Origin of the sequence: Erwinia tasmaniensis Et1/99 (assembly GCF_000026185.1) — a bacterium.
GTDB classification, from domain to species: Bacteria; Pseudomonadota; Gammaproteobacteria; order Enterobacterales; family Enterobacteriaceae; genus Erwinia; species Erwinia tasmaniensis.
The window spans coordinates 2,002,078-2,028,587 of record NC_010694.1 but is presented as its reverse complement, the minus strand read 5'-3'; the positions used below and the strand labels follow the sequence as shown (position 1 = coordinate 2,028,587).

The window sequence follows — 26,510 nt, the reverse complement described above, 5'->3', positions numbered from 1 at the left end:
AATTTAAGAATTATATTCTGATATGGCTGGTTTTCTACGTCAAATTGTAGAATCAATCGCTACCTTAATACTTATCGATGAGTTATTCTTACCATTATTGATTTTTCGGCATTAACTGCTGTGTTTATTTAATGAGCAGGCGATTAATCATGTTTTTATCATGTTGCATAAATGTTGGTTGAAAAGAATTGCTGGCTGTGATCCCAGGGCCTTTCATCCTTATTATTCGCATTAACAATTATCGGAACGGACGGTCATTTTTTATTGATTGAACGTTCAATATAAAAAGACTATAATTATCGTCATTCAATAGTCAAAACCGATTAAGTGATGCCAAAGATTGGAATGAAGGCGATTCGACAGGCGCAGCTTATCAACGCTACGCTTACGGTCATTGACCGTGTGGGACTGGCTAATGCCAGTCTGGCACTGATCGCGAAAGAGGCCGGGGTGTCTACCGGCATTGTCAGCCATTACTTCGGCGACAAAAACGGGCTGCTTGAAGCCTGTATGATGCAGATCCTGTCTGACCTCTACACGGCGTTACGCCAGCAGCGTAGGAAGGCCGGGCCGGGCGCTGAAGACCAGGTCAGAGCGATCATTGATGGTAATTTTGATGTCAGTCAGATTGCTGCTCCCGTGCTGAAAACATGGTTGGTGTTCTGGGCCGAGAGCCTTTACCAACCCAATCTTAATCGCCTGCAGCGGATCAACGATCGTCGGCTGTATTCTAATCTGGCGGCACAATATCGGCGCGCCTTACCCATTCGGCAGGCGCGTGAAGCCGCTTCAAGCATGGCGGCATTACTTGACGGGCTGTGGCTGCGCTTGACGCTGGCACCGCAACCAATGGAGCAGGGGCTGGAGCAGGCCCGCATGCTTTGTTATAAAAATCTGGCGCTGTGGTTAAACAGCGCTCCCACCCCCTGACAGGAGGAGAAGGTATTATGCAACGTCGTGGTCTATTTATTAACGGGCGCGAAGTATCCGGGAATGGAGACATATTCACCACTATCAATCCTGCCAATGGCGAAGTGCTGGCTGAAATTACCGCCGCCAGCCAGCAGGATATTGATGCCGCCGTCGCTTCAGCCCATGCCGGTCAGCGTATCTGGCGCGGCTACACGCCGGTTGAACGTAGTCGTGTATTGCTTAAAGCCGTGGCGCTGCTGCGTGAACGCAATCAGCAGCTGGCAGAGCTGGAAACGGCCGATACCGGTAAGCCGATTGCCGAAACGTCAGTGGTCGACATCGTTACCGGTGCCGATGTGCTTGAGTATTACGCTGGCCTCGCGGTCGCGGTAGAAGGCGAATCCATCCCACTGCGTGACAGCGCGCTGGTTTATACCCGCCGCGAGCCGCTGGGCGTTTGCGCCGGGATTGGTGCCTGGAACTATCCGATTCAGATCGCACTATGGAAGAGCGCTCCGGCGTTGGCCACCGGTAATGCGATGATCTTCAAGCCGAGTGAAGTCACTCCGCTTAGTGCGCTGGAACTGGCAAAAATCTTTAGCGAAGCCGGGCTGCCGGATGGCGTGTTCAACGTTGTGCAGGGTGCCGGCAGCGTGGGTCAGGGCCTGAGTCAGCATCCTGACATCGCCAAAGTCTCCTTTACCGGGGAAGTGAATACCGGTAAGCGCGTGACCGCCGATGCGGCACTGGCTAATCTCAAGTCAGTGACGATGGAGCTAGGCGGCAAGTCGCCGCTGGTGGTGTTTGACGATGCCGACCTTGAACGTGCAGTAGACGGCGCAATGGCGGCGAACTTCTTCAGCAGTGGCCAGGTATGCACTAACGGCACGCGGGTATTCGTACAACGCTCGCTGCTTCCAGCATTTGAGAAGCGCCTGCAGGAGAAAATGGCTAATATTCACTGTGGCGATCCGACCGATCCGGCGGTCAATTTTGGTCCGCTGGTGAGCGAAGGTCACTGTCAGAAAGTGGTCTCTTACCTGGAACTGGGCCAGCAGGAGGGCGCTCGCCTGTTGGCAGGTGGCTCCCGTATGACTCACGGGGCGCTGGCGAAAGGCTGCTACGTAGAGCCAACGGTCTTCACCGACTGCCGTGATGATATGCGTATCGTGCAGGAAGAGATCTTCGGCCCGGTGATGAGCATCCTGGTATTCGATGACGAAGAAGAAGTAATCAAGCGCGCTAATGATACACACTATGGGCTGGCGGCCGGGGTGTTTACTAACTCCCTTAACCGTGCGCACCGCGTTATCCATCAGCTGGAAGCGGGTATTTGCTGGGTGAACACCTGGGGTGAATCACCGGCACCGATGCCGGTTGGCGGCTATAAGCAGTCGGGTCTCGGCCGTGAAAACGGTCTGGAAACGCTGCACCACTATACGCGTACTAAATCAATTCTGATTGAGATGGGCGAGTTTCCGTCCGCATTCTGATTGCTTGCCGCGGCGGCTTCGCCGCGGAATTTTCCGGAGGTTACATGCAGAAATTTGACTATATCATTATCGGGGCGGGTTCAGCAGGCAACGTACTGGCGACCCGTCTGACTGAGGATGCTGACGTATCGGTACTGTTACTGGAAGCAGGCGGTAAAGATCACCGCTGGGACTTCCGTACCCAAATGCCAGCCGCTTTGGCTTATCCTCTGCAAGGTAAACGCTACAACTGGGCATTTGAAACCGATCCTGAGCCGCATATGGACAACCGCCGCATGGAGTGTGGTCGTGGTAAAGGTCTGGGCGGATCGTCGCTGATCAACGGCATGTGCTATATCCGTGGTAATGCGATGGACTACGATAACTGGGCAAGCAAGCCGGGGCTGGAAAATTGGTCTTATCTTAACTGCCTGCCCTATTTCAGGCGTGCGGAAAAGCGCGATATCGGTGAAAACGATTGGCACGGTGGCGAAGGCTACCTCAGCGTGACCACGCCGAAACAGGGCAATAATCCCCTGTACCGCGCCTTCATTGACGCGGCCCAGCAGGCAGGACATCATGAAACCGACGATCTGAACGGTTATCGTCAAGACGGTTTTGGTCCGATGGATCGTACCGTCACCGCCGAAGGCCGTCGTTCCAGCACCGCCCGTGGCTACCTCGACGTGGCTAAGCAGCGCCCTAATCTGACCATTGTCACCCATGCGCAGACCGACCGTATTCTGTTTGACGGCAAAACGGCCACCGGCGTGACCTGGCTGCGCAACGGCAAGCAGGAACGGGCCGAAGCGAAGCGTGAAGTGCTGTTGTGCGCCGGCGCCATCAATTCGCCTCAGATCCTGCAACGTTCGGGAGTAGGGCCGGAAGAGTGGCTGCGCGAGCTGGATATTGACGTGGTTCACGCATTGCCAGGCGTGGGTCGCAATTTGCAGGATCACCTGGAAGTGTATATGCAGTACGGCTGTAAAAAGCCGGTCAGCCTCTATCCGGCGTTGCAGTGGTGGAATCAGCCTGCAATCGGTGCCGAGTGGTTGTTCAAAGGCACCGGTATCGGGGCCAGCAACCAGTTTGAAGCCGGCGGATTTATTCGCAGCGACGATCGGCCGGACTGGCCGGACCTGCAGTATCACTTCCTGCCGGTCGCGATTAACTACAATGGCACCAGTCCGGTGAAACAGCATGGCTTCCAGGCTCACGTTGGACCTATGCGCTCGATGAGCCGCGGGCGCATCAAGCTCACCTCAAAGCATCCATATGCCGCACCGTCAATTTTCTTCAACTATATGTCTGAAGAACGCGACTGGGTGGAGTTCCGCAGCGCCGTGCGCCTGACGCGTGAGATCATGCAGCAGCCAGCCCTGGCGGAATACTGTGGTGAAGAGCTGCAGCCGGGTAGCCACGTGCAGAGCGACGAAGAGATCGATGCGTTTATCCGTGAACATGCGGAGACCGCTTACCATCCGTGTGGAAGCTGCGCGATGGGTAACGATGAAATGGCGGTGGTTGATGCCGAGGGGCGGGTACATGGGATGCAGCGGCTGCGTGTGGTCGATGCTTCAATCATGCCGCAGATCACCACGGGTAACCTGAACGCGCCAACGGTGATGATCGCCGAGAAAATCTCCGATGCCATCCGTGGCAAGGCACCGCTGCCTCTGTCCACGGCCGAATACTACAAAATCTAGTTCTGTTTACGGCGTCGATTTTTAGCGGTTGACGCCCGTAACGGGGCAACGATCACCGGGGGCGAACAGCCTGCCCCCGGTTTTTTTATATCAAATTTCTACCTTCTCTTTGAATTCGCACAGATCCTCGATCAGGCAGGAGCCGCAGCGTGGCTTACGCGCTACGCAGGTGTAACGGCCATGCAGGATAAACCAGTGATGGCAGTCGACCTTAAACGCCTTTGGCACAACCTTAAGCAGCCGTTCTTCCACTTCCTCGACGTTTTTACCCGGCGCAAAGCGGGTACGGTTACAGACGCGAAAAATATGGGTATCAACCGCAATCGTCGGCCAGCCAAAGGCGGTATTCAGCACCACATTAGCCGTTTTACGCCCAACGCCGGGCAGGGCTTCCAGCGCTTCCCGGTTCTGCGGCACCTCGCCACCGTGCAGCTCCAGCAGCATGCGGCAGGTTTTGATCACGTTTTCAGCCTTGCTGTTAAACAGGCCAATGGTTTTGATGTGTTCTTTCACTCCGTCCACTCCCAGCGCCAGGATAGCGGCAGGCGTGTTGGCGAGCGGATACAGTCTGGCGGTGGCTTTATTCACGCTGACGTCGGTGGCCTGCGCCGAGAGCAGCACCGAAATCAGCAGTTCAAAAGGTGAGGTGAAATTAAGTTCTGTCGTGGGATGCGGATTATCATCGCGCAGCCGCACCAGAATTTCATGACGCTTTTCCTTGTTCACAGCGCTCCTGTTTTCCCTTCCGGCAGCCCCTGCGCCTGTGACTCGGCTTTCAGGGTGGCACGCTGTTTCATCTTGTTGTCGATGAGGTATTTGGCGGCGAGCAGCATTCCCAGGCCAATAAAGGCGCCCGGCGGCAGCATTGCCAGCAGCATCGGTGAGTCAAAATGCACAACCTGAATATGCATCGCCTTGGCCCAGGGCCCGAGCAGCTGATCGGCGCCGTTGAAGATGGTGCCATTGCCGATAATCTCGCGTATTGAGCCTAAGACCACCATCACGCTGGTGGCCCCCAGGCCGATGGCCATGCCGTCCAGCGCCGACAGCGGCACGCTGCTTTTTGAAGCAACCGCCTCTGCGCGTCCAACCACAATACAGTTGGTGACGATCAGCGGGATAAAAATCCCCAGGGACTGATAAAGCCCGTAGGCGTAGGCGTTGATCAGCATCTGCACGCAGCTCACCACCGCCGCGATAATCATCACGTAAATTGGAATACGGATCTCTGCCGGCACCCAGCGGCGCGACAGTGAAATGGCGCTGTTGGTACAGGTCAGTACCAGCGTGGTGGCCAGCCCGAGGCCAAGGGCATTCGTGGCGGTTGAGGTCACGGCCAGCAGCGGGCAGAGGCCCAGCAGCTGAACCAGCGCCGAGTTATTCTTCCACAGTCCGCCGACCAGCAGGGTTTTCGCTTCACTCATTGGCATCTCCACAGGTTGGCAGCGACGAGAGCTGCCCTGGTAAGGTTTCAATATACAGCGTTGTGCGTTTCACCGCATTCACCACCGCACGAGGGGTAATAGTGGCACCGGTGAACTGATCGAAATCGCCCCCGTCCTTTTTCACCGCAAAATGGCCGTCACTGGGGCCGTTAACTTTTTTGCCGTTGAAACTGTTAATCCAGTCGGAAATGCGCAGCTCGATTTTATCGCCCAGACCGGGCGTTTCATGGTGTTCCACCACGCGCGTACCGTAAACGATGCCGTCAAAGCTGGCACCCACGATCATCTGTATATTGCCTGAATAGCCGTCGGGAGCGGTAGTTTCCAGCGCCACGGCGACCGGCTTGTCATCTTTCCGCGCCAGATAAAGATGATGTGGGTTAGTGTTGCCCAGCGCCGGGTCAGTGACCGAATAGCACTCATCCTGAATACGATTATTGTACAATTCAGGCGGAACAACCTGGTCCAACAGAATTTTTTGTTGCACTGCGGTCTGATGCTCAATTGTCGGCTTGGTTACCGCGTTGATCACTGCCGTCAGTCCGGTGGTAATGGCGGCGAATACGGCCAGCGTTACGCCATTTTTACGAATAGCATCCAGCATTACTTCCCCTTACGGTGTCCGTATACGCGCGGCTGCGTGTAATAATCAATCAAGGGCACGCAGATATTTGCCAGCAGAACCGCGAAGGCCAGGCCATCGGGATAGCCGCCGTAACTGCGGATTAGCCACGTCAGCAGGCCAATAAGCACGCCGTAGAGCAGGCGACCTTTATTGGTCGTGGAGGCCGTCACCGGATCGGTGGCAATAAAGAAGGCCCCCAGCATCGTCGCGCCCGAAAACAGGTGGATCATCGGTGTCACCAGGCTCTGCGGGGATAACAGCCAGCCCAGGGTGGCAAAGAAGGCCAGTGAGGCGATAAAACTTACCGGGATGTGCCAGCGGATACAGCGCGTGAACAGCAGGAAGACGCCGCCCAGCAGAAAGCCAACATTGACCCACTGCCAGCCAATCCCTGCGATCACGCCGCTATAGGTCGGCTGCGCCAGCAGTTGCTCTGCGCTGTGGCCGGCGCGAAGTCCGGTTTTGAAATGATCCAGCGGCGTGGCCTGGCTGATACCATCAATTCCCACCTGGAGCTGCTGCATAGTGTGGCCATCAAGCGTATGCAGGTGGAAAATCATGCTCAGCGTGTCGGCAAAGCTGGGCGTGATGCCCTGCAACCCTACCGGCGGGAGCCAGCTGGTCATTTGTACCGGGAAAGAGATGACCAGCACCACATAACCAACCATTGCCGGATTGAAGGGGTTTTGCCCGAGACCGCCATACAGCTGCTTGGAAATAATAATGGCGAACACCGTGCCAATGGTCACCATCCACCAGGGAGCCAGTGAAGGAATGCTGACGCCCAGCAGCAGAGCGGTCAGCAGCGCGGAATTGTCTTTAAGCGTCTCCGCAAGCGGTTGTTTACGCAGGTGCAGGATGGCCGCCTCCGCGACGAGAGCGGCAACAGACGCAATCAGTACCTGGATAATGTTGCCCCAGCCGAAGTAGTACCACTGTGCGGCAATGCCGGGTAGGGTGGCGATCAGCACCAGCAGCATAATGCGACTGGTGCTGCGGCGGTTGTGGGTGTAAGGCGAACTAGCAATACGAAAAGCCATTTAATCCTCTTGCATCGAAGGCTGCTGCGTTTTACGCGCTTTGGCACGGGCAATCGCCGCTGCGATAGCGGCCTTGCGTGGATCATCTTCTGGCGCGGGCTGCAGCGGAGCCTCAGTTGCCGACGCCTCTGCGGCCTGGGCGGCTTTTTTCGCTTTGGCGCGGGCTACCGCTGCGGCCACGGCGGCCTTGCGCGGGTCATCTTCTGGCGCGGGCTGCAGCGGAGCCTCAGTTGCCGACGCCTCTGCGGCCTGGGCGGCTTTTTTCGCTTTGGCGCGGGCTACCGCTGCGGCCACGGCGGCCTTGCGCGGGTCATCTTCTGGCGCGGGCTGCAGCGGAGCCTCAGTTGCCGACGCCTCTGCGGCCTGGGCGGCTTTTTTCGCTTTGGCGCGGGCTACCGCTGCGGCCACGGCGGCCTTGCGCGGGTCGTGTTCTGGCGCGGACTGCTGCGGAGCCTCAGTTGCCGACGCCTCTGCGGCCTGGGCGGCCTTTTTCGCTTTGGCGCGGGCTACCGCTGCGGCCACGGCGGCCTTGCGCGGGACATCTTCTGGCGCGGACTGCTGCGGAGCCTCAGTTGGCGACGCCTCAGCGGCCTGAGCGGCCTTTTTCGCTTTCGTGCGGGCTACCGCTGCGGCCACGGCGGCCTTGCGCGGTTCATCTTCTGGCGCGGACTGCTGCGGAGCCTCAGTTGGCGACGCCTCAGCGGCCTGGGCGGCCTTTTTCGCTTTCGTGCGGGCAATCGCCGCTTCCACGGCGGCCTTGCGCGGATCCAGGGTCTGACGGGTAACCGGTTCGTTAGCCGCCTGAAGATCTGCCTGATGTACGCGTACCTCCGCCTCATGCTGCGCCTGAACTGCGGCCTGAAGTGAGTTATCGGCGTGGTTTTCAGGCGATACGCCTTCGGCCTGCCGTGCGGCAACCCGCTCGCGCGCGGCGGCGATCGCCCCGGCATCGCTACTGGCCACGCTCCGTTTAGCCTGCTGATGCTTCGCACTACGCGCGGCCTTCTCGCGCTCCAGCCGCTGCTGGCGCGCCTCAAAGCGGTTTTTCGCCAGCGCAGCGCGTTCAGCTTCCAGGTCGATGGCCTGAATTTCGGCCTTCTCCTGGCGGTAATATTGCACCAGTGGAATATTACTCGGACAGACGTAAGCACAGGCACCGCACTCAATACAGTCGGCGATATTGTGCGCGCGTGCCTTATCATGATCGCCACCGCGGCTGTACCAGTAGAGCTGCTGCGGCAGTAAGGCGGCAGGGCAGGCATCGGCACAGGCACTACAGCGAATGCAGCCTTGTTCAGCCTCATTCTGGCCCATCTCGCTGGCGGCTGGAGCCAGAATGCAGTTGGTGATCTTGACGACCGGAACATCCAGCGTGGGCAGCGTAAAGCCCATCAGCGGCCCGCCCATGACCACCATTTGCTCCGCGCCGGGGATAAAGCCCGCGTGTTGCAATAAATGGCTAATTGGGGTTCCCAGTCGCGCCCACACGTTGCCGGGTTGAGCAACGGACTCGCCGGTCAGCGTGACCACGCGCTCGGTAAGTGGTTCGCCATCAATAATGGCACGCTTCACCGCAAAAGCGGTGCCCACGTTTTGCATCAGCACGCCGATATCGGTAGAACGGCCGCCGTGCGGCACTTCCTTGCCGGTAAGAATTTTAGTCAGCTGCTTCGCGCCGCCGGACGGGTACTTGGTTGGGATCACGCGAATGTGCAGGTCGGTGGCGCTCCCCAGCGCCTTTTTCAGCGCGGCAATAGCCTCCGGCTTATTGTCTTCAATGCCGATCAGGACCCGTTCAGCCTGTAAAATCCACGCCAGTATACGGCTGCCTTCCAGCACCTCTGCCGCATGGTCCTGCATCAGACGATCGTCCGCGGTGATATAGGGCTCACATTCCGCGGCGTTGATAATCAGCGTATTGACCCCGTGCAGACCGCCTTTCAGCTTGCTGGCGGTGGGGAATCCCGCGCCGCCAAGACCTGCCACTCCCGCCTGATGCACGCGCGCCACCAGCTCACTACGCTCTACGCTGCGGTAGTCTTCCAGCGGCCGTTTTTCACACCAGCGATCTTCGCCGTCCGGGAGGATAAACAGGCACATTTCGGCCAGCGCGGAGGGATGAGCGGTCATATGCGGCGCGATTTTGCTTACCGTGCCGGAAGTGGGGGCATGAACGGGCAACATACGGCCCGTGCCGAAAGTGAGCGGCTGGCCGCGCAGCACCTGGTCGCCAGGACGCACGCCAATCTCACCCTCATGACCGATATGCTGCTTGAGCGGCAGAACAAACTGCGCGGGTAGCGGTAAGTGGCGCAGCGGCGTGCCGTTAGACTGGGTCTTCATCTCCGGGGGATGTATTCCACCGTCGAAGTCCCAAAGCCGATCTTTTTTGAATAAATTAAGCAGGTTAAGCATGACTTTCTACAGTAATGACCCGGACCGGGATAGTGTGCAGATCCCACTTCCAGTTAGCCGTGGTAGTAGCGACCGGACGCATCTCGATACAGTCGGTCGGGCAGGGGGCAACGCAAAGATCGCAGCCGGTACAGATATCGCTTAGCACGGTATGCATGGCGCGCGTGGCGCCAACGATGGCATCGACCGGGCAGGCCTGAATACATTTGGTGCAGCCGATGCAGTTGGCTTCGTCGATCCAGGCGACTTTACGCTCCGGTTCGCGCGCTTCTTCCGCACCCAGCGGCTGTGGTTCGACGTTAAGCAGCGCCGCCAGTTTGAGCATGGTCTGCTCGCCGCCGGGGGCGCATTTGTTGATCATCTCACCATTATTACCCACGGCGTCCGCATAGGGGCGGCAGCCAGGGTAACCGCACTGCCCGCACTGGCTTTGCGGCAAAATGGCATCAATCTGCTCAACGATCGGGTCTTCTTCCACCGCAAAGCGGCGCGAAGCGTAGCCCAGCAGGCCACCAAAAACCAGGCTCAGCGCGCTCAGCACCGCAATAGCAATCCAGATAGCACTCATCAGAACTTAACCAGCCCGGCAAAGCCCATAAAGGCCAGCGCCATCAGGCCCGCTGTCACCAGGGCAATCGACGAACCTTTAAACGGCGCGGGCACGTCGGCCAGCACCAGACGTTCGCGCACCCCGGCAAACAGCACCATCACTAGCGAAAAACCGATGGATGCACTGAAGCCGTAGATGGCGGCCTGCATAAAGGTATGATTAAGATTGACGCTTAACAAAGGCACGCCGAGGACGGCGCAGTTCGTGGTGATAAGCGGCAGAAAAATACCCAACAGGCGGTAGAGGTCGGGGCTGGTTTTCCGCACGACCATTTCGGTGAACTGCACGACAACGGCAATCACCAGAATATAGGCCATGGTGCGCAGGTAGACGAGATCCAGCGGCAGCAGGATCAGATGATTCACCAGCCACGCACAGATCGAGGCCAGGGTAATAACGAATGTGGTGGCGAGTCCCATGCCAATTGCCGTCTCCAGTTTTTTGGAAACGCCCATAAAGGGACAGAGGCCGAGAAACTTCACCAAAACGAAGTTATTCACCAGCACTGTGCCAATAAAAAGGAGCAGGTATTCGGTCATTGTTACGCCTGAAAATAGAGATAAAACCGGCCCAGTATCGGATATTGCTCACCCGACCACAACCGCCGCACGCGATGCGCCGTCTGGCAGCGCACTCAGGATTAAATTTTTGACGCTTTATTGACCATTACGGCTCAATAAATGTCGCTTTCACTCGTTGTGAGCGTCTGAAATAGGGCACCAGCACGCTGGCCGCCAGCAGGGCAATGAGCAACATACGTATTGCCGCGGCATCGGTCACCGGCGAGAAGGCGAAGGTTTTTATCGCCAGGATCACGCTCAGCAGCAGCCAGATAATGTAGTGACGCGGCAAACGGCGTGAACGCTTGCAGAATATCCATGTCACCCAGGCACTGTAGCCCCAGACTACCGCAGAGGTAAGCAACGACGCGGCCCACTGCACTAATGCACCGTGAGGAGGAGTAAACAGTGCGTGACGCATGGCCGGGTCGAACAGAGCGCTGAAGTACATCGCCATCACCAGCGCGCTGGTCAGCAGGGTCATTATCAGCCAGGCCAGCGGCACCAGCAGCCAGCCGCCGAGGCGGGTTTGAGGATCTACAGCCACATCTTGTCCTTATACGGCTGACAGGATCAGCCTTTGACGGTAAACGCAGGTTGCCTGACGGCAGCATGCACGATAAACGTGATTATACGTAATATCGCGGCGCAGGTCATTGCCGGGATTTTATCGGTAATATGCAGATTACAAAGTGCCAGGCCCACAGCATTCATTCAGCACTGCAAGGCGGATAGTATAAGGTGATAGCGTCTAAAGGCCAGTGTGCCTGGCGGAAAAAAACCGCCGGATAAGGCAGGCTAAGCCTGTATAAGCGCTGCCGGGAGTTATCCCTGTTACCTGCAAAACAGGTGGCAGCTTTGGCTACCGAAGCGGGGAGCCGATACACGGCTGATGCGGTGGGAAAGTGAAACCGGAATAAACCGGGCCGTGGCCCGATTCTTCAGAAAAAAAGCGTTAACGTTGATTCAGACGGTAATAAGCCTCATTCCAGCGCAGCGCATCACGCAGGCCGTGCAGGGTGGTCTGCTCGTCGATAACCACCACTTCGATCCCCAGCATCTCGCCGTACAGCCGCAGATCGTCAACCGTCAGCGCCTGGCTGAATACCGTATGATGTGCGCCGCCGCCGAGTATCCACGCTTCTGACGCTGTGGCCAGCGAGGGTTGTGCATGCCACAGGGCGCGCGCCACCGGCAGCTTCGGCAGCGCCCGTGGCGGCTCAACGGCATCCAGCACATTGACCAACAGGCGGAAACGATCGCCCATATCAATCACGCTGGCATTGACCGCGCGCCCCGCCTTCGCTGCGAAGATCAGCCGGGCCGGGTCGGCCTTACCGCCAATGCCGAGCGGCTGAACGTCCAGCAGCGGCCTGGCTTCGCTGGCGATGCTCGGACACACCTCCAGCATATGCGAGCCGAGCACCAGGTCGTTATCCGGCGCGAAGTGATAGGTGTAATCCTCCATAAACGAGGTGCCGCCCGTCAGATCTCCGGCCATCACCTTACAGATATGCAGCAGGGCGGCGGTCTTCCAGTCGCCTTCACCGGCAAAACCATAACCCTGCTGCATCAGGCGCTGCACCGCCAGGCCGGGCAGTTGCGTCATGCCGTGCAGCGTCTGGAAATTAGTGGTAAACGCCCGGCATCCCTCATCATCAAGGAAACGGCCGATGCCCAGCTCGATGCGTGCGGCGTCCAGCACGTTCTGGCGCTTAGCGCCGCCGACCGCCGCGGCGGCACTGAACACGTAGCGGCTTTCGTATTCGTCAACCAGCGCATTGACATCGCCATCTTTCACCTGGTTGATGACCTCGACCAAATCACCCACGCCCCAGCCGTTAACCGAGTATCCAAACTGGATCTGCGCGGCGACCTTATCACCCTCGGTCACGGCCACCTCGCGCATATTATCGCCGAAGCGCGCGACCTTGAGCTGCCTGCCCGCCTGTAAGGCTGCCGCAGTACGCATCCACTGGCCGATACGCAGCAGGGTGCGTTCATCCTGCCAGTGCCCGGTGACGACCTGATGCGGCAGGCGCATGCGCGCGCCGATAAAGCCAAATTCACGCCCGCCGTGGGCGGTCTGATTCAGGTTCATAAAGTCCATATCCATGCTGTCCCAGGGAATTTCGGCGTTGAACTGGGTATGAAATTGCAACAGCGGCTTGTGCAGCACCGACAGACCGCCGATCCACATTTTGGCCGGTGAAAACGTGTGCAGCCAGGTCATGATGCCATAACATTCGCTGTCATAATTGGCCTCACGGCACAGGGCCAGGGCTTCATCAGGCGTTTTGACCAACGGACGAATTTGCAGTCTGAAGGGCAGTATCCCCGAGCGGTTTAAGCTATCCACCACCTGCTGCCCGTGACGCTCTACCTGGCGCAGGGTTTCTACACCGTAAAGATGTTGAGTACCAATAACAAACCAGACGCTGCGGTTATTTATCTGTGTCATACATCATTCCTTACTGACTGAGAGTGGGGCAGGTGCAAATAGCGGTTCGGCTATTCTGCACCAGTCAAGGTAACGTTGATAAAGCGGCTGGAAGCGCAGAACGCGCTCCGGATCAGGTTGCAGGGTCTGCGCCAGCGGGCTGGCCATCCGCTTCTGCGCCTCGGGGATGTTCTGGTAAACCCCGGCGGCGACGGCGGCAAATATCGCCGCGCCCAGCGCACAGCACTCGTCAGAAGCGACAATACTGAGCGGACGGTTCATCACATCGCAGCACACCTGCATAATGACCGGGGATTTACGCGCAATGCCGCCCAGCGCCAGGATCTGCTGCACCGGGAGATCCTGCTGGTCGAAGCACTCCATAATGGTGCGTGCGCCAAAGGCGGTGGCGGCAATAAAGCCGCCGAACAGCGCCGGGGCATCCGTGCCGAGATTCAGATCGGCGATCGTGCCTTTCAGGCGCTGGTTAGCAAAAGGCGTGCGCCGACCGTTAAACCAGTCAAGCACCACCGGCAGATGGTTGAGCTGCGGATCGGCAGCCCAGGCGGTGGTCAGATCCTCCAGCAGCGTTTCACGGACGTGCTCAAACTGCTGACTCAGCGCAGGCTGCTGCCGCGCGGCCTGCACCAGCGGCCAGCCCAGCAGGCGGCTGAACCAGGCGTACATATCGCCAAATGCCGACTGCCCGGCCTCCAGCCCAATCATTCCCGGCACTACGCTGCCGTCCACCTGTCCACAAATGCCGTTTATCGTCCGGTCAGCGACCCTTTGTGCATCGGCGATCATAATGTCGCAGGTCGAGGTGCCGATCACCTTCACCAGGGTGTAGGGCCGCGCGCCTGCCCCGACCGCGCCCATATGGCAGTCGAACGCGCCGCCAGAGATAACCACATCCTCCGGCAGGCCGAGGCGAGCGGCCCACTCGCGACTGAGCGTGCCCACCGGGCGGTCGGCGGTCCAGGTGTCCTGGAAAAGCGGATAGTCCAGGCTGCGCGTCAGCAGGGGATCGAGGGCGTTAAGAAAGCTCGCCTGCGGCAGGCCGTGCCACAAAGGGTGCCAGAGTGACTTATGTCCGGCGGCACAGCGGCCACGTTTCAGATCGCCGGGCGCCGTCGTGCCGCTTAACAGAGCCGGTACCCAGTCGCACAGTTCGACCCAGGAAACCGCCGCGTCACGTACGGCTTCGTCAACGTGGCTGATATGAAGAATTTTGGCCCAGAACCACTCCGACGAATAAACGCCGCCGACAAAGCGTGAATAGTCCTGATACTCACCGCTACGACAGAGTTGGGTGATCGCTTCCGCCTCCTCAATCGCGGTGTGGTCTTTCCACAGCACAAACATCGCATTGGGGTTGTCGGCGAACTCGGGGCGCAGGGCCAGCACCCGGCCTTGCCGATCGATGGGAGCAGGCGTAGAGCCGGTCGAATCCACGCCGATACCCACCACGTCACGCCGCTGTTGCGGCGTGAGCTTAGTGACAACGTCACGAACGGCCCGTTCCATCGCGTCAATATAATCCTGGGGATGGTGGCGAAACTGATTGCGTGCGGGAAGGCAGTAGCGCCCGTCCTGCCAGCGTGGATACGCCGCCGCCTGCTTATGCAGCTCGCGGCCGGTAGCGCACTCCACCGCCAGCGCCCGTACCGAGTCGCTGCCGAAATCCAGGCCGAGGGTAATCGCGCCCTTATACATAGTGATCCTCCAGCTTGCCGTAATAGTGACCTCTATCCTGGGAAGTCAGGGAGATAACGGTTAGCCCGCTCAGGCTGTAAATATGTATTTTTCTGTCGTGGGCGATGCTTATGTGATGATGCGCAAATGTTGACTTAAGGTTAAATCGACTGAAGTTATGGAGTAATCAGCTGTAATTTCAGGGTGTGATAACGCTCTACCTATTTTTTTCCGCTTGCAGGTAGAACTAAGCACATACCCCACTACGAGGCTGCCGGTGTTCAGGTAATTACTTGTTAAAAAGCATCAATTTTTATTCTCGTCATTTTGTTACCGGTTACACAAACCGCCTGATACGGGCACTGAAGCGGAGAGCATCATGCACAAACTGACTCAATCACTGGCGGCGATTGGCCTCGCTGCCGTTATGTCACAATTCGCTATGGCAGAAACGCTGAAGCTCGGCTTTCTGGTTAAGCAGCCGGAAGAACCCTGGTTTCAGACCGAATGGAAATTTGCCGACAAGGCGGGCAAGGAACTGAATTTTGAGGTGATCAAAATCGCCGTACCGGACGGGGAGAAGACCCTGAACGCCATCGACAGCCTGGCGGCCAGCGGTGCCAAAGGGTTTGTCATCTGTACCCCTGACCCGAAACTCGGCGCGGCGATCGTGGCGAAAGCGCGCAGCTATGACCTGAAGGTGATCGCCGTCGACGACCGGTTCGTTACGGCAAAGGGTAAACCGATGGATAGCGTGCCGCTGGTGATGATGGCGGCGACCAAAATTGGCGAACGGCAGGGCAACGAGCTGTATCGAGAGATGCAGAAGCGTGGCTGGGAGACAAAAGAGACCGCGGTCATGGCGATCACCGCCAACGAGCTGGATACCGCACGCCGTCGCACAGGGGGATCTCTGGCGGCGCTACGGGCTGCCGGCTTCCCGGAAAAACAGATCTATCAAGTGCCGACTAAATCGAACGATATTCCCGGCGCGTTTGATGCCGGTAATTCCCTGCTGGTGCAGCATCCCGAAGTCAAACACTGGCTGATCGTCGGCATGAATGATAACACCGTGCTGGGCGGCGTGCGCGCCAGCGAAGGGCAGGGATTTAAGGCCGCGGACGTGGTTGGTATCGGCATTAACGGCGTGGATGCCGTCAGCGAGCTGTCAAAAAGTCAGGCGACCGGATTCTATGGGTCGCTGCTGCCGAGCCCGGACGTTCACGGCTATCGCAGTATCAAAATGCTGCACGACTGGGTGGTAAACGGCACTGAACCGGCGAGATTTACCGAAGTGACTGATGTCGTGTTGATAACAAGAGATAACTTCAAAACCGAGCTGGCGAAAAAAGGGCTGATGTAATCTGCTCACGCGGCGAGGGCGATACGCCCGGCTGCGGCCAACAACCTCACCGGAGGACATGATGACTCAACAAGCCGCCCTGCTGCGCTTTCACGGCATCGGTAAAAGCTTTCCCGGCGTCAGGGCACTACAGGATATCAGCTTCGAGTGCCGTGCCGGGGAAGTCCACGCTCTGATGGGTGAAAACGGCGCGGGCAAATCGACACTGTTAAAAATACTTAGCGGCAGCTATCAGCCGGGGGCGGGTGAGATCCGCCTTGAGGGGCAGCCGGTAAAATTTATGCGGGCCACCGATGCGCTCAACGCTGGGGTAGCGATTATCTATCAGGAGCTGCATCTGGTGCCGGAAATGTCGGTAGCGGAGAATATTTTCCTCGGCCAGCTACCGCAGCGCGGCGGGCTGGTTAAACGTGGCAGGCTGAGATCAGAAGCGGCACGGCTGTTGAAAACCCTCGGTATGGATATCGATCCTGATTTGCCGCTGAAATATCTTTCACTGGGCCAGTGGCAGATGGTTGAGATCGCCAAAGCCCTGGCGCGCAATGCCCGCATCATCGCCTTTGATGAGCCGACCAGTTCGCTGTCGGCGCGGGAAATCGATCGGCTGTTCCGCGTTATCCGCCAGCTTCGCGCCGACGGCAAGGTGGTGCTGTACGTGTCGCACCGCATGGAGGAGATCTTCGCGCTGAGCGATGCGATCACCGTGTTCAAAGACGGGCGCTTTGTACAAACCTTTAACGACGTGGCGAGTACCAGCCAGGATCAGCTGGTGGCGGCGATGGTGGGGCGTAAAATTGGCGATATTTATGGTTACCATCCGCGTCAACAGGGCGAAGTGCGTCTGCAGCTAAAAAACGTGCAGGCGCAGGGGGTGCGCAGCCCGATATCGCTTAGCGTGCGCGCCGGGGAGATTGTCGGTCTGTTCGGCCTGGTGGGCGCAGGGCGCAGCGAACTGCTTAAGGGCATCTTTGCGGCCACGCGCCTCTGCGGCGGCGAACTGTGCCTTGATGGTAAAAAGCTGAATCTCAAAGCGCCGGGCGATGCGATCCGTGCCGGGATCATGCTGTGCCCGGAGGATCGTAAGGCCGACGGCATCATTGCGGTACATTCGGTGCGCGACAATATCAACATCAGCGCCAGGCGGCATCATCTGAAAGCGGGGTGGCTGATCGACAGCGCCTGGGAAACGAAAAACGCCGAGGTACATATTCGCTCGTTAAATATCAAAACGCCGTCAGCCGATCGGCTGATGATAAATCTGTCCGGCGGCAACCAGCAGAAGGCGATCCTCGGCCGCTGGCTGTCGGAAGAGATGAAGGTGCTGCTGCTGGATGAACCCACGCGCGGCATTGACGTTGGGGCAAAAAATGAAATCTACCGGCTGATTTACGCACTGGCGCAGCAGGGGGTCGCGGTACTGTTTGCTTCCAGCGACCTGCCGGAGGTGATGGGGCTGGCAGATCGTATCCTGGTGATGCGTGAAGGGGAAATAGCCGGAGAGCTTGACCATAACGATGCAACGGAAGCCCTGACCCTGAGTCTGGCAATGCCTAAATCCGCCCGACCGGTATCCGGCTGGCCTGATCCCACAGGAGGAAATCATGTCTGACACGTCATCTACCACGTCAGTTACACCGTCACTTTTTAGCCCCGCGCGTATCTGGGAGAATTTCGGCATGCTGGTGGTCTTTGCCGCCCTGTTTATCGCCTGTACGTTGTTTATTCCTAACTTTGGTTCACTGATCAATATGAAAGGGCTGGGCCTGGCGATATCAATGTCCGGCATGGTGGCCTGCGGCATGCTGTTCTGCCTCGCTTCCGGTGATTTTGACCTGTCGATTGCCTCGGTCATTGCCTGCGCCGGGGTTGTCTGTGCGGTGGTGATTAATCTGACCGAAAGCCTGTGGTTTGGCGTGACCGCCGGACTGCTGCTGGGCGTGGCCTGCGGGTTTATCAACGGCTTTGTGATTGCCAGACTGAAGATCAATGCGCTTATCACCACGCTGGCCACCATGCAGATCGTGCGCGGGCTGGCCTATATCTTCTCCGACGGTAAGGCGGTGGGGATTGAAGACGAACGCTTTTTTGCGCTCGGCTCTGCCAGCTGGCTCGGCGTTCCGGCCCCGGTATGGCTGACCGTCATCACCCTGCTAATCTTTGCTTTTCTGCTGAATAAAACCACCTTCGGCCGCAATACGCTGGCGATTGGCGGTAACGAAGAGGCGGCGCGTCTGGCCGGAGTGCCCGTTGTCCGCACGCGCATCATTATCTTTATCCTGTCCGGTTTGGTCTCGGCGGCGGCGGGAATTATCCTCGCTTCACGTATGACCAGCGGTCAGCCGATGACATCTCTGGGCTATGAGCTGATCGTTATCTCCGCCTGCGTATTGGGCGGCGTATCGCTGAAGGGCGGCGTCGGAAAAATTTCTTACGTGGTGGCCGGTGTGCTGATCCTCGGTACGGTTGAGAATGCGATGAATCTTCTCAATATCTCGCCTTTCTCACAGTACGTGGTGCGCGGACTGATATTGTTAGCGGCGGTCATCTTCGACCGCTACAAACAGAAAGTGAAAGCGGTCTGACGGGAGGGGGTATGTATCATCGTCTGGCGCCTGTGGCGCAATCCAATCCGCTGCTACCGGGCTATCCTTTTAGCGCCTGGCTGGTGGCGGGGTTAACGCCCATTGATGCGGCAGGCCCGCTCGACTTTTTTATCGACCGGCCACAGGGCATGCAGGGTTTCATTCTTAATCTGACGATTAAAGGGTGCGGGCGCGTTGAGCACGGCCAGCAGGCTTTTGACTGTGAACCCGGTGACCTGCTGCTGTTTCAGCCGAAAACGCCGCACTATTATGGCCGCTCGTCGGCCAGCGACTGCTGGTGTCACCGCTGGATCTATTTCCGTCCGCGTGCCTACTGGGGTGACTGGCTGGCGTGGCAGGAGCAGGCCGAAGGGATCGGCCGTTTGCGTCTGACGCAGGCGCTGCGCGACGAATTTGAGCGGCTGTTTGAAGGCATTGAAGAAACGCACAATTCCGGGCGACGTTATGCCGAAGAGCTGGCAATGAATCTGCTGGAACGCCTGCTGCTGCGCGCCATTGAGGAAGATCCGCACAGCCATCAGCAGGTGCGCGATGCGCGCGTGGTGGAAGCCTGTCAGTACGTTATGCAGCATTTGGCGGCAGAGGTAAAAATAGATGAGGTCGCGAGGCATGTCTGCCTGTCTCCTTCGCGCCTGGCACACCTTTTCCGCGAGCAGATGGGGGTCAATCTATTGCGTTGGCGCGAAGATCAGCGGGTGATACGTGCCAGGCTGCTGCTACAGAACACCCTGCAGCCCATTGCCAGCGTGGGCAGGGAGGTCGGCTACGACGACCAACTCTATTTCTCCCGCGTGTTTCGTAAACGGGCAGGCGTTAGCCCCAGCGATTTTCGCCGCCGACGTCTGGATACCCCGGAGGCGCAGGGCGAAAGCTGGCATTTAGCCGACGATGCTATCGGGTAAGTTTTCAGCCAAATCCGGCTTGTCCTGCTGCGGTTGATGGTCTTAAATCAACGCACAACTACGTGAGGGACAAAAATGAGTGATAAAATCCGTGTTGGATTGGTGGGCTTCGGCTTCGCCAGCAAAACCTTCCATGCGCCGCTGATTTCCGGCACGTCCGGCATGGAGCTGGCAGCCATTTCCAGCAGCGATGCGGGCAAAGTGCATGCCGGGTATCCATCGATGCGCGTGGTATCCGACCCGCAGCAGCTGTTTAACGATCCATCATTAGAGCTTATCGTCATCCCAACGCCTAATGATACTCACTTCCCGCTGGCGAAAGCGGCGCTCAACGCGGGCAAACATGTGGTGGTGGACAAGCCTTTTACCGTCACACTGTCTCAGGCGCATGAGCTGGAAGCGCTGGCTAATGCCAAAGGACTGCTGCTGTCAGTCTTCCATAACCGGCGCTGGGACAGTGATTTTCTGACGCTGAAAGCGCTGCTCGCCGATGGCGCGCTGGGCGACGTGCGCTATTTTGAATCTCACTTCGACCGCTTCCGCCCAGAGGTTCATCAGCGCTGGCGCGAGCAGAAAGGCGCAGGCAGCGGCATCTGGTTCGATCTGGGCCCGCATTTGATTGACCAGGCGCTACAGCTGTTTGGTTCACCGGTCGCGATCCATCTTGATATTGCCAACCTGCGGCCGGGCGCGGTGACGACCGATTATTTCCACGCCACGCTGATCTACCCGCAGCGCCGCGTGATCCTGCACGGCAGTATGCTGGTGGCCGCTGAATCGCCGCGTTATCAGGTACACGGCACGCACGGCAGCTTCGTTAAGTATGGTCTCGACCCCCAGGAGCAGAGCCTGAAAGCCGGTGCACGCCTGCCTCAGGAAGAGTGGGGCTACGATATGCGCGACGGCGTGCTGACGGTAGTGGAGGGGGATGGGATGGTGGAAAAGACGCTGCTGACTATTCCGGGCAACTATCCGGCTTACTATGCGGCAATACGCGATGCGGTGAACGGGGCGGGTGAAAATCCGGTAAAAGTGGCGGAGGCGATTCAGGTGATGGAGTTAATAGAGCTGGGACTTCAGTCGGCTGAGAGGCGTCAGACCGTTTCGCTGAAATAGTCCGGCACGTTGCGCGCCGGTCATGCTTATTTGCCTTAGCCGCGCGCGTCGACAGCAGACGCGCGCGGGAGAGGTTAAGCCGCCAGACGGGCGCGAACGGCGGCTTTCTCCTCCTCGCTCAGGAAAGCAATTTTAAGGCCATTTTCCTGTGCCACGCGCATCTGCTGCACGCTCAGGCCAGCAGCCGGGGCCGCCACATGATATTCGTGTTCGATCTCAATGCCCTGTACCGCCGGGTCATCAGTATTGATCGTTGCCAGAATGCCGTGATTAAGGAACGTTTTCAGCGGATGATCCGCCAGTGTCGCAACGGTGCTGGTCTGGATGTTTGACGTCAGGCAGGACTCAATGCCAATACCTTCCTGTGCCAGGAAATCCATCAGCGCCGGATCTTCCACCGCTTTTACCCCGTGACCAATGCGCTCGGCGCCCAGTTCGCGGATCGCCTGCCAGATACTTTCCGCGCCTGCCGCTTCGCCCGCATGCACGGTGATGCGTAGACCGGCATCGCGCGCACGGTTGAAGTGACTGAGGAAGCGGCGGCCCGGGAAGCCCAGCTCATCGCCAGCGAGATCGAGTGCGGTAATGCCATCACGATGGGCAAGCAGGCCGTCCAGCTCGCGCAGGCAGGCGTCTTCACCAAAGGTACGGCTCATAATACCAATCAGTCTTACGTCAATATTGTGGGCGGCACAGCCGGCCCTGATGCCGTCGATAACCGCTTCTACCACGCCCGCCACCGGCAGACCGTGCGTCATGGCCATGTAGCCCGGCGAGAAACGCAGCTCGGCATAGTGGATCCCCGCGCGTGCAGCGTCTTCAACATTTTCCAGCGCCACGCGGCGGCAGGCGTCCAGAGAGCCCAGCACTTTGACCCCCCAGTCCAGCTTGTTGAGGAAACTCACCAGGTCCGGTTCAGCTTCAATGACCTGCACGTGCGGACGCAGAGCGGCAAGCGTGGTGGCGGGCAGGGTGAGATTAAACTCACGACCCAGGTCAAGAATGGTTTGCGCACGAATATTGCCGTCAAGATGGCGATGAATATCGGTAAGGGGAAGCTGAGAATCGATCATTTCGGCACTCTCTGTATTTATCAGTCAAAGTGCAGAACATTATAAAAACAGTTTGCGCAACAGCGCCAGCAAATTGCGCAAAGGACTCGCCGGTTGCTGAAATATCAGGCTGCTATGCAAAAAAAAGAGCGCCTGGTGGCGCTCTGAAAGGAAATTACTCTGAAGTGCCCGGGATGGCGGTGCCCAGCATATAACGCATCAGGAACTGATCGAGCGGCATTTTCTCGCCGTTCATGGTGACCTGACCGGCGCCATATTGCAGGCTGGTCACAATATTGTTGTCCTGCTGGGTGGTTATCTTAAACATCTGGCCCATCGCAGCCAGTCCCTTAACCTGCTGCTCGGCCAGCTTAGCGGCCTCTTCCTTCGAATAGCCTTCAGCCAGCGCCACGTGAGTCATGGTATCGGTAGCCATATCCATTGAGATGGTCAGTTTGGTGTCCAGCGCTTTCAGCACGTTATCAAGCTGCTGAGGCGGCGTTTGGGCCGTCTTGGGAGCGTTGGCCGGATCTTTGAACTGGGCCGACAGGGTAAAGCTGCTCTCACCCTTCTCATTTTTCCAGCTGAGTGGCGCAACAGTGATGGAAGGATCGCCTTTCAACAGCAGCGGGAGATTAGCGGTGAGGATTTCGCCCGCGCGCTGCTGGTACAGCTCAGGGTTGGCCTGCAGCGCGGTATCCGCACTCAGTGCCTGTAGCTGGCTGTTATAGTTTTCAGAGAAGGCCTTCATCGCTTTGCCGTCGAAGTCCGCCAGCTTCATGGAGAGTTTGCCCTGCCCGAAATTCTGACCTTCTATTTTCAGCGCGTCGAGGGTGTAGTCAATCTGACCGCTTACGCGGTTTTCTTTAGAATCAAAGCTCGATTTACCGTTCAGGCCTTCGGCAGTCAGCGCCTCTTTACCGTCGACCGAAGCCACCAGTTTTTGCAGCTTGACAACCTGGTCGCCAATACGCATTCCTTCCGGGCTGAGGTGGGTATTCGCATCCAGACGCAGGCCGCTAAGGTTAACGGTAACTGCGGCGTCCAGCTGGTTTTTTCCGGTCAGCTGCAGGTTGCCAACGTCACCGCTGAAGGTGACTTCGTCGCCCTTGTCGTCGGCGGCGATTTTCAGCATACCGCCATCAAACGCGAAGCGTTCTCCGCTCTCGGCATCGCTGTAATCGGTTGGCAGCAGGTGGATATCGGAATGCGTGCTTCCGCCATAGCCAATACGGGTTTCACCCTGCACGATCGACTTGCCTTTGGTGATTTCAAACAGCTTTTTCACCGCGTCAGTGTTGAGCAGCTCGGTGTGAACCGACGCCATGCTGGGGAGCAGGTTGAATTTTTTCAGCTGGCCGAGCGGGAAGGGACCGTGATCGATGGTCTCTTTGAATTCCACCGTCTGACCGGGTTTTAGCACGGAATTATCTTCAGTTTGCGAGCTGCTTTGTAAGACAAATCGGGTCGTACTGCTGAAAACGCCGCGCTGGAAATCCTGGTAGCTGACCTTCAGGCGGCTCTCCGGGTAGACTTCCTGAATCTGTTCATTGGCCTGTTGCACCATCTGATCCATTTTCTTTTCCAGCTGTTTACCGGTAAACCAGGCTCCAGCAGTCCAGACTACGCCAAGAGCGACAATCACCCCCACGGCAATTTTTGTTTTATTCATCTGTATTGTCGTCCTTATTTCAGTTCACGAACGCCGTGTGTTCCGTTTCAATCAGCAGGCAATCTTCTGGCGACGAAAACGCCTGCGCGGCGTAATGGTTAGTATTTTATTGATATTAGCAATTCTGCCTGCTGCCGTCAGCGCAATTCGGCAAATCCTTATAAACCTTAGTTAAAGAAAGCCTGTTATCTGCGGGTAGCCGACTCTGAATATGACCGATCCCGCGGTGTTTTTAGATTTTATACGCGAGCTGCATTCTGTGGTCAGCTGACATTGAAGGTGCAAGAAACGCGAATGAGTCGCATAATCTTAAGCAAGGCTATGTCAGACTGTCGCCGCACATCAGACCATGAGGTGCTTAAAAATTAAGGTTTATCATTACTTTATATAACAGGAGAGAGGAATGGCCGCGAATCGCGTTGAAAAAGACTCAATGGGACCGATTGATGTACCTGCCGATAAACTCTGGGGCGCGCAGACGCAGCGCTCGCTGGAACACTTCCGTATCTCCTCGGAAAAAATGCCGATCGAGCTGGTATACGCGCTGGCGCAGACTAAACGGGCCGCCGCCAGGGTGAATTGCGACCTCGGGCTGCTGCCCGCAGAGCGTGCCGAAGCGATTGTTCAGGCCGCTGACGAAGTGCTGGCCGACAAACATCCGGGTGAGTTTCCGCTGGCGATCTGGCAGACCGGCTCCGGCACGCAAACCAATATGAATATGAACGAAGTCCTGGCCAACCGCGCCAGTGAGATCCTCGGTGGCGAACGCGGGATGTCGCGACGGGTTCATCCTAACGATGACGTGAATAAAAGCCAGAGCTCTAACGACGTTTTCCCCACCGCGATGCACGTTGCGGCGGTGGTGGCGCTGCGCGAGCATCTTATCCCCGAATTGCGGGTGCTGCGAAAAACGCTGCACGAGAAGGCGGGATCTTTCAAAGATATTGTCAAAATTGGCCGTACTCACCTTCAGGATGCCACGCCGTTAACTCTGGGGCAGGAGATCTCCGGCTGGGTGGCAATGTTGAGCCATAATTTGAAGCATATAGAGGACAGCATTCCCCATTTGGCAGAGCTGGCGCTGGGGGGAACGGCGGTAGGCACCGGACTGAATACCCACCCGGAGTATGCGGAGCGTGTCGCCCGTGAACTGGCCTCTCTGACCGGACTGCCGTTTGTCACTGCGCCGAACAAATTTGAAGCGCTGGCGACCTGCGATGCGCTGGTTCACGCGCACGGGGCGCTGAAGGGGCTGGCGGCTTCGCTGATGAAAATTGCCAACGACGTGCGCTGGCTCTCCTCCGGCCCACGCTGCGGCATTGGTGAACTCGCTATTCCGGAAAATGAGCCGGGCAGTTCCATCATGCCGGGTAAGGTAAACCCAACCCAGTGTGAGGCGGTGACGATGTTATGTTGCCAGGTGATGGGTAATGACGTGGCGGTGAATATGGGGGGGGCATCGGGAAACTTTGAGCTGAACGTTTACCGGCCGATGATTATTCATAATTTCCTGCAGTCAGTCCGCATGCTGGCTGACGGCATGGACAGCTTCAATCACCACTGTGCGCAGGGTATTGAGCCCAACCGTGACCGTATTTCGCAACTGCTTAATGAGTCACTGATGCTGGTCACCGCGCTGAATACTCATATCGGCTATGACAAGGCGGCAGAAATTGCGAAAAAGGCCCATAAAGATGGGCTGACGCTGAAGGGAGCCGCGTTGAAGCTTGGCTACCTGACGGAAGAGCAGTTTGATGCCTGGGTTCGGCCGGAAGAAATGGTCGGCAGTATGAAGGTTTAAGCCGGATTTCCCTCACTGGGGCGACGCTGCCTCAGTGAGGAGCATTTCTTTATCGCGCCGGGCCTCACGCCAGGCGATCGGTATAGAGATGCAGTCGTGGAATAATCAGGTGCAGCGGCTGTGCATCCGGCTTGTAGCGGTGCACCACCTTATCCGCATCATAATTCAGCAACTCACCCAGCCTGGGCACGCTGTTGGCATCCGGGCATAACACCAGCAGCGGAGAAGGGCAGGCCAGCTGGATCTGTTTCTGCTGCTCTGCATGCCAGACGCGGGCTATTGGCTGAACTTTTACCGGACGTTTTATTTTTAACACCGCACCCGCGGGCAGCGCCTTCAGGAGCATTATCTCGTCCTCCACGCGTTCAGCCCACTGTTCACGCGACCAGGGCGCGACGGCCCGCCCCGCCTTGAGGCTTTTCTGAAGCTTCTCCAGTATCTCGCTGAGGCTAACCTTCTTGATAATGTGCTTATTTGCCCAGCCAAAACGCACCGAGTCCGGCGAGTCGATCAAAGCGATGTTGCGATAAGCATTCAGGGTGATCAGCCCGTGCAGGTGAGTATGCACAAACTCAAAACGCTCTTCGCTCGGTAGCCCGGATTCAACGGTGATGAGCTGTTCAAGACGCCGCTTAAGCTGATTAATGGTTTCTGTTTGCTCTCGCAGCAGGGCAGACTGCGTGCTGCTGGTTTCCATGCAGATAGCGCCGGGTAGACGCACTGCGGCTTTGGTACTGAGCTTTTCCGACTGATGTTGCATAAACAGCCGGTTGAAATGCGCCAAAGTACGTTGCAGCGCCGGCTGCCCCGTCAGTTGTCTTACTGAAATCTGCGTCAGCGGCTCGTGTTCCTGACCTTTTGCCACATCAGGTAACTCGAAAACGCGTGCAGCCAGCAGTCGCAGGCTCATTATCTGCTGTTGTAACCCGTGCAGCTCATGCTCCAGTTGAGCGACAACGGCATGAAGCTGTTCGATAACATCATAACGACTCATTCCCACCTCGACATTTAGTTACAACATACTAATAATTATATAAGGGATGGCGATGAACATCAACAACGAAGACTGTAGATGTCGGGC

Annotated in this window: 22 protein-coding genes; 9 read left to right on the top strand and 13 right to left on the bottom strand. The window is 57.5% G+C overall.

All coding sequences use genetic code 11. The features are described 5' to 3' along the window. The first annotated feature begins 330 nt into the window (after positions 1-330). The 3 genes from betI to betA are packed head-to-tail and all read left to right on the top strand — an operon-like array spanning position 331 to position 4,090. Positions 331-930: a transcriptional regulator BetI gene (betI, locus tag ETA_RS10030; protein WP_012441518.1), complete on the top strand. Its 600-nt coding sequence runs from the start codon at positions 331-333 to the stop codon at positions 928-930. 17 nt (positions 931-947) lie between these two features. Next, a complete protein-coding gene (gene betB / locus ETA_RS10025; RefSeq protein WP_012441517.1) occupies positions 948-2,405 on the top strand; it encodes a betaine-aldehyde dehydrogenase in 1,458 nt (485 codons plus the stop codon). 44 nt (positions 2,406-2,449) lie between these two features. Beyond that, positions 2,450-4,090, top strand: a complete 1,641-nt coding sequence (gene betA, locus ETA_RS10020; protein ID WP_012441516.1) for a choline dehydrogenase — start codon at positions 2,450-2,452, stop codon at positions 4,088-4,090. A gap of 90 nt (positions 4,091-4,180) precedes the next feature. On the opposite strand, the gene nth is transcribed toward betA, so the two are convergent. The 10 genes from nth to ETA_RS09970 form a co-directional block, all read right to left on the bottom strand. Beyond that, entirely contained in the window at positions 4,181-4,816 is a 636-nt protein-coding gene (nth, locus tag ETA_RS10015; RefSeq protein ID WP_012441515.1) for an endonuclease III, read from the bottom strand. After that, the gene (locus tag ETA_RS10010) at positions 4,813-5,514 is read right to left on the bottom strand and encodes an electron transport complex subunit E (protein ID WP_012441514.1); all 702 of its coding nucleotides are present in this window, start codon (positions 5,512-5,514) and stop codon (positions 4,813-4,815) included. Before ETA_RS10010 ends, nth begins: the two co-directional genes overlap by 4 nt. Next, positions 5,507-6,139 (bottom strand): electron transport complex subunit RsxG, encoded by a 633-nt coding sequence (gene rsxG / locus ETA_RS10005; RefSeq protein WP_012441513.1) that lies wholly within the window; start codon positions 6,137-6,139, stop codon positions 5,507-5,509. The genes ETA_RS10010 and rsxG overlap by 8 nt, the downstream gene beginning before the upstream one ends. Then, positions 6,139-7,200: an electron transport complex subunit RsxD gene (gene rsxD, locus ETA_RS10000; protein WP_012441512.1), complete on the bottom strand. Its 1,062-nt coding sequence runs from the start codon at positions 7,198-7,200 to the stop codon at positions 6,139-6,141. The genes rsxG and rsxD overlap by 1 nt, the downstream gene beginning before the upstream one ends. Further along, positions 7,201-9,615, bottom strand: a complete 2,415-nt coding sequence (gene rsxC, locus ETA_RS09995; RefSeq protein WP_012441511.1) for an electron transport complex subunit RsxC — start codon at positions 9,613-9,615, stop codon at positions 7,201-7,203. Then, the gene (gene rsxB, locus ETA_RS09990) at positions 9,608-10,183 is read right to left on the bottom strand and encodes an electron transport complex subunit RsxB (RefSeq protein ID WP_012441510.1); all 576 of its coding nucleotides are present in this window, start codon (positions 10,181-10,183) and stop codon (positions 9,608-9,610) included. The genes rsxC and rsxB overlap by 8 nt, the downstream gene beginning before the upstream one ends. After that, a complete protein-coding gene (rsxA, locus tag ETA_RS09985; RefSeq protein ID WP_012441509.1) occupies positions 10,183-10,764 on the bottom strand; it encodes an electron transport complex subunit RsxA in 582 nt (193 codons plus the stop codon). Before rsxA ends, rsxB begins: the two co-directional genes overlap by 1 nt. A 127-nt stretch (positions 10,765-10,891) precedes the next feature. After that, positions 10,892-11,332 carry a DUF2569 domain-containing protein gene (locus ETA_RS09980; protein WP_012441508.1) on the bottom strand — a complete coding sequence of 147 codons (441 nt, stop codon included), beginning with the start codon at positions 11,330-11,332 and terminating at the stop codon, positions 10,892-10,894. Positions 11,333-11,740: 408 nt separating this feature from the next. Then, positions 11,741-13,246, bottom strand: coding sequence for an L-arabinose isomerase (gene araA / locus ETA_RS09975; RefSeq protein ID WP_012441507.1), 1,506 nt, complete (start codon positions 13,244-13,246; stop codon positions 11,741-11,743). 3 nt (positions 13,247-13,249) lie between these two features. After that, positions 13,250-14,941, bottom strand: a complete 1,692-nt coding sequence (locus ETA_RS09970; protein ID WP_012441506.1) for a ribulokinase — start codon at positions 14,939-14,941, stop codon at positions 13,250-13,252. 358 nt (positions 14,942-15,299) lie between these two features. On the opposite strand from ETA_RS09970, the gene ETA_RS09965 reads away from it, so the two are divergent. The 5 genes from ETA_RS09965 (at position 15,300) to ETA_RS09945 (ending at position 20,904) form a co-directional block, all read left to right on the top strand. Next, positions 15,300-16,283, top strand: coding sequence for an arabinose ABC transporter substrate-binding protein (locus ETA_RS09965; protein WP_012441505.1), 984 nt, complete (start codon positions 15,300-15,302; stop codon positions 16,281-16,283). 61 nt (positions 16,284-16,344) lie between these two features. Then, positions 16,345-17,892, top strand: a complete 1,548-nt coding sequence (araG, locus tag ETA_RS09960) for an L-arabinose ABC transporter ATP-binding protein AraG (RefSeq protein WP_012441504.1) — start codon at positions 16,345-16,347, stop codon at positions 17,890-17,892. Next, positions 17,885-18,865 carry an L-arabinose ABC transporter permease AraH gene (gene araH / locus ETA_RS09955; RefSeq protein WP_012441503.1) on the top strand — a complete coding sequence of 327 codons (981 nt, stop codon included), beginning with the start codon at positions 17,885-17,887 and terminating at the stop codon, positions 18,863-18,865. The genes araG and araH overlap by 8 nt, the downstream gene beginning before the upstream one ends. Positions 18,866-18,876: 11 nt before the next feature. Beyond that, positions 18,877-19,788 (top strand): arabinose operon transcriptional regulator AraC, encoded by a 912-nt coding sequence (gene araC, locus ETA_RS09950; protein ID WP_012441502.1) that lies wholly within the window; start codon positions 18,877-18,879, stop codon positions 19,786-19,788. A 75-nt stretch (positions 19,789-19,863) separates the two neighbouring features. Next, positions 19,864-20,904: an oxidoreductase gene (locus tag ETA_RS09945; RefSeq protein ID WP_012441501.1), complete on the top strand. Its 1,041-nt coding sequence runs from the start codon at positions 19,864-19,866 to the stop codon at positions 20,902-20,904. Positions 20,905-20,978: 74 nt separating this feature from the next. On the opposite strand, the gene add is transcribed toward ETA_RS09945, so the two are convergent. Together add and ETA_RS09935 are read right to left on the bottom strand one after the other, a co-directional pair. Next, positions 20,979-21,977, bottom strand: coding sequence for an adenosine deaminase (add, locus tag ETA_RS09940; RefSeq protein WP_012441500.1), 999 nt, complete (start codon positions 21,975-21,977; stop codon positions 20,979-20,981). A gap of 154 nt (positions 21,978-22,131) precedes the next feature. Further along, positions 22,132-23,628 carry a YdgA family protein gene (locus ETA_RS09935; RefSeq protein WP_012441499.1) on the bottom strand — a complete coding sequence of 499 codons (1,497 nt, stop codon included), beginning with the start codon at positions 23,626-23,628 and terminating at the stop codon, positions 22,132-22,134. Positions 23,629-24,031: 403 nt separating this feature from the next. Between ETA_RS09935 and fumC the strand changes: the two genes are divergently transcribed. Beyond that, positions 24,032-25,429 carry a class II fumarate hydratase gene (gene fumC / locus ETA_RS09930; RefSeq protein ID WP_012441498.1) on the top strand — a complete coding sequence of 466 codons (1,398 nt, stop codon included), beginning with the start codon at positions 24,032-24,034 and terminating at the stop codon, positions 25,427-25,429. Positions 25,430-25,493: 64 nt separating this feature from the next. Here the strand turns inward: fumC and tus are convergent, their stop codons facing one another. After that, positions 25,494-26,423: a DNA replication terminus site-binding protein gene (tus, locus tag ETA_RS09925; protein WP_042958913.1), complete on the bottom strand. Its 930-nt coding sequence runs from the start codon at positions 26,421-26,423 to the stop codon at positions 25,494-25,496. Between the last annotated feature and the right edge of the window lie 87 nt (positions 26,424-26,510).

Coding starts and splice junctions, on each gene's coding strand:
- rsxC (WP_012441511.1), bottom strand. CDS start 9,615: ATGCTTAACCTGCTTAATTTATTCAAAAAAGATCGGCTTTGGGACTTC.
- araC (WP_012441502.1), top strand. CDS start 18,877: ATGTATCATCGTCTGGCGCCTGTGGCGCAATCCAATCCGCTGCTACCG.
- ETA_RS09945 (WP_012441501.1), top strand. CDS start 19,864: ATGAGTGATAAAATCCGTGTTGGATTGGTGGGCTTCGGCTTCGCCAGC.
- ETA_RS09935 (WP_012441499.1), bottom strand. CDS start 23,628: ATGAATAAAACAAAAATTGCCGTGGGGGTGATTGTCGCTCTTGGCGTA.
- rsxG (WP_012441513.1), bottom strand. CDS start 6,139: ATGCTGGATGCTATTCGTAAAAATGGCGTAACGCTGGCCGTATTCGCC.
- ETA_RS09970 (WP_012441506.1), bottom strand. CDS start 14,941: ATGTATAAGGGCGCGATTACCCTCGGCCTGGATTTCGGCAGCGACTCG.
- rsxA (WP_012441509.1), bottom strand. CDS start 10,764: ATGACCGAATACCTGCTCCTTTTTATTGGCACAGTGCTGGTGAATAAC.
- betI (WP_012441518.1), top strand. CDS start 331: ATGCCAAAGATTGGAATGAAGGCGATTCGACAGGCGCAGCTTATCAAC.
- ETA_RS10010 (WP_012441514.1), bottom strand. CDS start 5,514: ATGAGTGAAGCGAAAACCCTGCTGGTCGGCGGACTGTGGAAGAATAAC.
- add (WP_012441500.1), bottom strand. CDS start 21,977: ATGATCGATTCTCAGCTTCCCCTTACCGATATTCATCGCCATCTTGAC.
- tus (WP_042958913.1), bottom strand. CDS start 26,423: ATGAGTCGTTATGATGTTATCGAACAGCTTCATGCCGTTGTCGCTCAA.
- fumC (WP_012441498.1), top strand. CDS start 24,032: ATGGCCGCGAATCGCGTTGAAAAAGACTCAATGGGACCGATTGATGTA.
- rsxD (WP_012441512.1), bottom strand. CDS start 7,200: ATGGCTTTTCGTATTGCTAGTTCGCCTTACACCCACAACCGCCGCAGC.
- araH (WP_012441503.1), top strand. CDS start 17,885: ATGTCTGACACGTCATCTACCACGTCAGTTACACCGTCACTTTTTAGC.
- rsxB (WP_012441510.1), bottom strand. CDS start 10,183: ATGAGTGCTATCTGGATTGCTATTGCGGTGCTGAGCGCGCTGAGCCTG.
- araG (WP_012441504.1), top strand. CDS start 16,345: ATGACTCAACAAGCCGCCCTGCTGCGCTTTCACGGCATCGGTAAAAGC.
- araA (WP_012441507.1), bottom strand. CDS start 13,246: ATGACACAGATAAATAACCGCAGCGTCTGGTTTGTTATTGGTACTCAA.
- betB (WP_012441517.1), top strand. CDS start 948: ATGCAACGTCGTGGTCTATTTATTAACGGGCGCGAAGTATCCGGGAAT.
- ETA_RS09965 (WP_012441505.1), top strand. CDS start 15,300: ATGCACAAACTGACTCAATCACTGGCGGCGATTGGCCTCGCTGCCGTT.
- betA (WP_012441516.1), top strand. CDS start 2,450: ATGCAGAAATTTGACTATATCATTATCGGGGCGGGTTCAGCAGGCAAC.